The following is a 6,232-nucleotide window of genomic DNA, read 5'->3' on the forward strand; positions in this document are numbered from 1 at the left end:
GCAGGCTGCCGCGAAAATCCGACCTGGCAACCATCACCGACGAGCACCTGCAAACCATTGTCGCCCTCTACAACAACACCCCGCGAAAATGTCTCGACTTCCAAACCCCAAATGAGGTCTTCTCCAGTTTCTCTAACCGTGTTGCACTTCAAACGTGAGTCCACCCCCCGGCCTTCGCCGGGGTGACACGGTGCTTCCGGACAGATCCGCCAATTTCTCAGGCGAAGCGAAGTCCGCCAGCGCGAGTCAGATAGCGCAGAAAGCCGCGCACCGGAGCGCAGCGTACATTGAGTACGTGAGCACCGGAGCACAGGCTTTTTGCGCTAGATGGCCGCGCTCGCGGACTTAGCTCGCGGCGAACTTCAGCAGCTTTATCGCGTCATAATCCGCAATCCCGCCACCCACTCGCTTGGTCGTATAAAACAGCACATACGGCTTGCTGGAGAACGGATCGCGCAGCACGCTCACGCCCTGGCGGTCCACGATCAGATACCCGCGCCGGAAATCACCGAACGCAATCGGCGTTGCATCGGCGCCGATGTTGGGCATGTCCTCGGCCTCGACGAGGTCGAACCCCATGAACCGCGCCTTGCCGTCCGCCGTCGCCGCCGGCTGCCACAGGTAGTTGCCATCCGCATCCTTGAGCTTGCGCAGCGTGCCCTGCACCTTGCGGTTCATCACCCACGATGCGTTCTGGCGGTAGCCGGCCTTAAGCGAATAAACCAAGTCGATCAGCACATCGCTGGCATTGCTCGCCGGCAGCGCCCCGGCCGCACCGGTCGCAACATAGCCCAGATTGCCCCAGCTCCAGCTTGCTTCCGCAATCGTCGGCGCCGAGAGGAACCCCTTGGGCTTGTTGACGCCATCGCCTGAAACAAACGCCGTGGTTTCCTGCGCCGCGAACGCCGCGTTGACCTCCTCGGCGATCCACTGCCCCACATCGACAGCGGCATCGTCGAGAAACGCCGAAGTCGCCGCCGGCATGGCATAGAGCTCCATGGTCGGATAGCTCAGCTCCGCCAGCGTCTGCGACGCTGTCACCGGCCGCGCCGCCGTCTCGCCCACCCAGCCCACCGCCGGCCCGCTCACCGAGATCGGCCGCTTGTAGACCGAGCCCGATACCTGCCGCAGCCCTGCAATGGCGCGGATCGGCGACACCGCCGTCATCAGCCGCGTGATTTCGGTTTCCGTCTCGGGCGGCACCACATAGCCGCCCTCGGCACCCACGCCGACCGACAGCGCCTTTTCCTCGCCACGCTTCACATAGCCGGTGAACGCCTCCTTATACTCACCGTCCCCGCGCACCGCCTTGCCGTCCAGCACCGGCCGGGCCCGCTCCACCATGGCGCGGTCCATCGCCGCCTTCTGCCCATCGAGCACCGCGTTCAGCCGGTCGAGCTTGCCTTCCAGCAGGCCATCGGCAGAGCCACGCTTTTCCAGCTCCCCCAGCCGCTGGTCGTTAGTAGTCTTGAACTCCTCGAACGCAGTCGAGAACTCGGCGAAGAGGCTGGCAATATCGCCCCCCGCGCCGGCCTTGGTTTCAAGACCGTCACTGTTGATATCCATCTGAAATTTTCCTTAGCGGTTACGGATTGTGTGCGTGGCCGCTGCAATGGCAGCGCCCGCGGAAACTTGGGGAGGCGCGATCCGCGCGTCCTCCATCATCGGAAAAGTCACGATCGAAATCTCGAACAGATCGATCTGCCACAGCTTGCGCACACCACCTTCACGAGTAGCGCGCAGGGTGCGAAAGCCGATGGAAAGCCCATCGAGCGCCCCCTGCTCGATCAGGCGCCTGAGCGCATCTGCCCGCGCCACCCCCGGCACCAACCGCCCGGCGACGAACAGCCCATGGCCATCCTCGCGCAGCGTGTCCCAGATCCCCACCGGCTCCTTGGGATCGTGCTGAAACAACAGCCGCACCCGATCCCGCCGCCGCTTGAGGCTGGCCGCAAATGCCCCCGGCATCACCATGTCGCCCCCGGCATCAGCCCGGTTGAACACGCTGGCATAGCCACGAAAGCGCCCATCGCCATCGATGGGAATGGCCGCCATCAGCGCTTGCCCGGCAGAGGAGCCGCCGTCTTGCCGCCCTTGGGCGCTGCCAGCGTGCCCGCCAGATTCCAGGCAAATTGCCGGAATGTCTGCTGCGCATTCTCCCGGCTGCTCTTGCTCGCCATGGCCTTAGTCCCCCTTCTTGAAGAGTTGATTCAACGTCGCAATCTCGCGCACGAAGTCGTTGAAGTGCTGGTTCACCTTGGTCAGCTCGCGCAGGCTCCACACCAAAAGCGTGCTCGCCCCACTCGCCCACAAAAACAGCGCCATATGCGCCAGGTCACCGCGCTCGATGACCGATTTGGTAAGCTCGTCCATGTCCTTTCCTCCGCCTAAACCCCCAACATCGCCCGCTTCTCCGCGTCGCTCAGAAACTCCGCCGATCCCACCCGCGCCCATAGCTGCGCCCGGTCCTCGGCCAGTGCCTCGACGCCCTCGAAATCCGGCGTCACCACGGCTCCGCCAAACGCCGGCCCCAGCCAGCCGCTCAGTTCCTCAGCCACCCGCACCACCAGCGGGATCAGCGTATGCCGCCACAACGCCCGGTTCGCCTCCGCCAGGTTCGCATATGTATTGTCCCCCGGAATGCCGAGCAGCATGGGCGGCACGCCGAACGCCAGCGCGATATCCCGCGCCGCCGCATTCTTGGCCTCGATGAAATCCATGTCGCGCGGCGAAAGCGCGATGGTCTTCCAGTCCAGCCCACCCTCGAGCAGCATCGGTCGCCCGGCATTGGCCGTCCCCGAAAAGTTCTGCTCCAGCTCCGTCTTGAGCCGCTCGAACTGATCCTCGGTCAAATTCTGCCCGGCCGCCGAATAGACCAGCGCCCCAGATGGCCGCGCGGCATTGTCGAGCAGCGCCTTGTTCCATTCTGCAGCCGCATTGTGGATATCAAGGCTGGTTGCCGCCGCCTGCAACGGCGCCATGCCGTAATGATCGTCCAGCGGATCGAACAGGGCCATATGCAGCACGCCGGGCACCGGCTCGCTATCCTGCCGCAGCCGCCTCGTTCGCCCGCCAGCGGTATAGTCATAGGCCACCGGCCAGCCGTCGGCCCCCGCCACCACGCTCATGCGGTCTGGCCGCAGCGAAAACAGCCCACGCACCTCCCCCTCGACGATCCCCGCCTGCAGATAGGCGTTCCCCGCAGTCTGCAGGAACGCATAAACGCCCTCCAGCAACTCCCCACCCGATTGCCGCCCGTTGGGCCGTGCCAGCAGTTGCGCCAGCGGATGCTCATCCAGCCTGCGCCCGTTTTCGCTCACCACCAGCGGCACCCGATTGGCCGTCTCGGCAATCAGCCTGACGCAGCGATAAACCACCGGATTGCGCGCATAGCCCTGGTTGGCCAGGCTCACAAACCCCCGACTGCTCCAATTCGCCGCCCCCAACTGGCTCAGGCTCAACAGCGTCTGCCCCCCATAAGCCTTGCTTTCGGCAGGCGCATTCATTCCCCCGCCCAACAGGCGGCTGATCCAGTTCGGCATTATTTTGCTTCCTTATGAACGTTCGTTCGGTGCCGAGCGCACCTCAAACTCGGTGTTACCCACCTGTGCCCCAAACCCTCAGTTCCATCGGGGGAGTATTCACTTTGGCCGCATGGCTCAGATTTGTCCCACTCACCGTGTTGCCCTCGGGCCTGACCCGAGGGCCATTTTCCGCAAGCACAACCGCTCCGGCAGGGGGTCCCTGAAACGCGGCCCTCCTTCGACAAGCTCAGGATGAGGGGATCGAGCCCGAGGGCAGAATGGCGGCTTTGACTACATCGCGGCACTGACAAACGTTCGCAACACTCCCCCCCTCACAGCCCCCTAACCCGAGGCCGCCCATCATTCAAAACCAGCTCGGTCACCGCCCACACCAGCGCATCCACCCGGTCCGGCGAATGCCCATCCGCCTTCCCATCGGCCCCGAATGCACACATCTCATCCTCCAGCGCCTGCAGCCCCTCCGCATGGCTCACCAGCCCTCGGCCATAAAGCGCCGCCACCGGTTCCGCCCGCAGCCACTTGCCCCGGCTCGCCCGCACCTGCCGCACCGGCACGTTTCCATCCACCTGCGCAATAACCGACTGCACCAGGTCACCGCCCTGGTTCACCTCGACCACAATGGCATCGGCCTCATGCGCATGAAACGCCGCGACCGCCCGCCGCGCCCATGCCAATGGCGCCGCCGGCCGCAAGGTTCTGTCCTCCAACACCACCACGCCCTCGCCCATCCGCCCAGCGACGATAATCCCGCAGGCATCCGACCTGGCCGTCCCCGTCACCGGCGGATCGACCGCCACGACGATGCGCTCCATCGCCCCGCCCGCAAACCGCCTGAACATGCTCCGCTGCCACAACGCATCGGGCAGATCCTCGATCATCTCCCCATCCAGTTCCTGCCGCCCAAGCACCGATCCCTGATACCGCGCCACCACTGTCGTCATGAAGTCCGGCGCCAGATGGGCCTTGTTGTCCTCGGTCTTCATTCGCCGCACCACCGTGTGCGGATCGGCAATCAGCCGGCGCAACAGCGGAATGGCCCTTGGCGTCGTTGTCGCCAATTGCCGTGGCCGGTCGCCTAGGCGCAGGCTGAATTGCAACATGTCCCACGCGGCCTCCGCATTTGGCCATTTTGCCACCTCGTCACACCATGCGGCGGCGAATTGCGGTCCGCGAAAGCGGTCGGGGTCCGAGGCCGACAGCAATGTCGCCTCCACCCCGTTGGGCCAGATCAGTTGATGGCGCCGTAAAATGGGCCGCTCCTCGTCGGTGCAGACCCGGAACAATCCGCTCTCGCCGCGCACCATGATGGCGAGGGCCTCACTCATGGTTTCCCCGACCAGAGCTATGGGTGAAACGCCCCGCGCCGCGAGGCTTCGCACCCATTCGGCACCGGTCCTTGTCTTGCCACATCCCCGGCCGCCCATGAACAGCCAGGTCGTCCAATCCCCCTCCGGTTCGCGCTGCTGCTCATAGGCCCAGTCGGGCCAGTGATAGTAGCGCCTTTCGGCTTCCGCGTCGGAAAGCGCCGCGACCTCGGCAACCGTCTCAGCGTCGTTTGAACTGGTCAATTCGCTTGGCCAATTTGTCACGCAGGTCAGCCATGTCCTTTTTCTGCGCAGGGCCGCCTGTGGTTGCGGCGGCTTCCATGCTCGCCAGCTTGTCGAAGTTCTTGATCAGCTCGGTCAGTTGTTGTGCCTCCTTCTCGCCCAATGTCGTGCCGGCCTCGTTGGCCAGCTTGCTTACCTGCCGCTCCAATACGGAGAAGAGCCGCTCCCGGGTGGAGCCTCGTCGGTCCACCAATTTCGCCTGCCGCGATACCCAGCGCTCCTTGCGATAGCGCCGCTCCAGCTGGCTTTTGGTTACCCCGAACCGCGCGCAAATGGCGCTGATGGTCCCATCGTTTGTTTCATAGGCGTGCCGGATCACGACCCAGTCGGCTTGATGCCGCTCAGCCTCTGCTTCCATTCCAATGACTCACTTGTGAATCGCTTCCAACGATTGGCCGGAACCCTGAGGAATCTCGCGGGATTCGTCTTTGCGGAGTCAGAACGGGAGAACCCGATGTCCACCGCGATCCGCCACATCCACTACAAGCCCGCCGACCAGGAACTTTCCATCTGGTTCGGCCCCGAAGGCCGCCGCTACAAATATTTCGGCGTACCCGAACATGTCTACGAAGCCCTGCGCGACGCCGACTCCCGAGGCCGCTTCTTCAACCAGTCCATCCGCGGCCGCTACGAATGCCGCCTCGCCGATCCCTCCGACTGGAAGAACCGCCAATGGCTCGCCATGCGCAACGTTTCCTGAGCCACTTCTGCGACCATAGCTGAACTATAGCATCCGACCGTGACGCGGGGATAAGTTGGATAAGTTTTTGAGCTGCGCGCCGCCGCTCCCCCACCGGGTCACTCCCACTCACCGGGTCATTCCCGCGAAAGCGGGAACCTCGGTTGGCGATGATTGCAAGGAAAACAGAGGTTCCCTCGACTCACGCCACAAGTGCAACACCTGCTATGGTGTTGGTGCGATGGGAACTTTGTATGAGCAGTTGAGCCTGCGGGAGCGGGTTGAGATCGACATTGGGCGGCGCAAGGGGCTCTCGATGCAGGCGATCGGCCAGATGCTGGGGCGTTCGGCCTCAACCATCAGCCGTGAGTTGGGACGCAATGGCAGCCCCACCAGGCATT

At 63.9% G+C, this 6,232-nt stretch carries 9 protein-coding genes; 2 read left to right on the forward strand and 7 right to left on the reverse strand.

Going from position 1 to position 6,232, the window contains the following annotated elements; genetic code table 11:
* Positions 1–345 precede the first annotated feature (345 nt).
* The 7 genes from C8264_RS21795 to C8264_RS21820 form a co-directional block, all read right to left on the reverse strand.
* Positions 346–1,566, reverse strand: coding sequence for a phage major capsid protein (locus tag C8264_RS21795; RefSeq protein ID WP_108463087.1), 1,221 nt, complete (start codon positions 1,564–1,566; stop codon positions 346–348).
* A 12-nt stretch (positions 1,567–1,578) separates the two neighbouring features.
* On the reverse strand, positions 1,579–2,055 hold the full coding sequence (locus C8264_RS21800) for an HK97 family phage prohead protease (RefSeq protein WP_108463088.1): 477 nt from the start codon (positions 2,053–2,055) through the stop codon (positions 1,579–1,581).
* Positions 2,055–2,180 carry a hypothetical protein gene (locus tag C8264_RS22815; RefSeq protein WP_281261478.1) on the reverse strand — a complete coding sequence of 42 codons (126 nt, stop codon included), beginning with the start codon at positions 2,178–2,180 and terminating at the stop codon, positions 2,055–2,057. Before C8264_RS22815 ends, C8264_RS21800 begins: the two co-directional genes overlap by 1 nt.
* A gap of 4 nt (positions 2,181–2,184) precedes the next feature.
* The gene (locus C8264_RS21805) at positions 2,185–2,373 is read right to left on the reverse strand and encodes a hypothetical protein (RefSeq protein ID WP_108463089.1); all 189 of its coding nucleotides are present in this window, start codon (positions 2,371–2,373) and stop codon (positions 2,185–2,187) included.
* 14 nt (positions 2,374–2,387) lie between these two features.
* Positions 2,388–3,542 (reverse strand): phage portal protein, encoded by a 1,155-nt coding sequence (locus C8264_RS21810; protein ID WP_108463090.1) that lies wholly within the window; start codon positions 3,540–3,542, stop codon positions 2,388–2,390.
* A 314-nt stretch (positions 3,543–3,856) separates the two neighbouring features.
* Positions 3,857–5,113 carry a DNA-packaging protein gene (locus C8264_RS21815; protein WP_245893441.1) on the reverse strand — a complete coding sequence of 419 codons (1,257 nt, stop codon included), beginning with the start codon at positions 5,111–5,113 and terminating at the stop codon, positions 3,857–3,859.
* The gene (locus tag C8264_RS21820; RefSeq protein WP_108463091.1) at positions 5,091–5,510 is read right to left on the reverse strand and encodes a hypothetical protein; all 420 of its coding nucleotides are present in this window, start codon (positions 5,508–5,510) and stop codon (positions 5,091–5,093) included. The genes C8264_RS21815 and C8264_RS21820 overlap by 23 nt, the downstream gene beginning before the upstream one ends.
* A gap of 96 nt (positions 5,511–5,606) precedes the next feature.
* On the opposite strand from C8264_RS21820, the gene C8264_RS21825 reads away from it, so the two are divergent.
* Positions 5,607–5,852, forward strand: a complete 246-nt coding sequence (locus tag C8264_RS21825) for a KTSC domain-containing protein (RefSeq protein WP_108463092.1) — start codon at positions 5,607–5,609, stop codon at positions 5,850–5,852.
* A 220-nt stretch (positions 5,853–6,072) separates the two neighbouring features.
* On the forward strand, positions 6,073–6,232 hold a 160-nt coding region (locus C8264_RS23040), incomplete at its 3' end, for a helix-turn-helix domain-containing protein (protein WP_162783666.1).

Source organism: Devosia naphthalenivorans (assembly GCF_003056355.1).
GTDB lineage: Bacteria > Pseudomonadota > Alphaproteobacteria > Rhizobiales > Devosiaceae > Devosia > Devosia naphthalenivorans.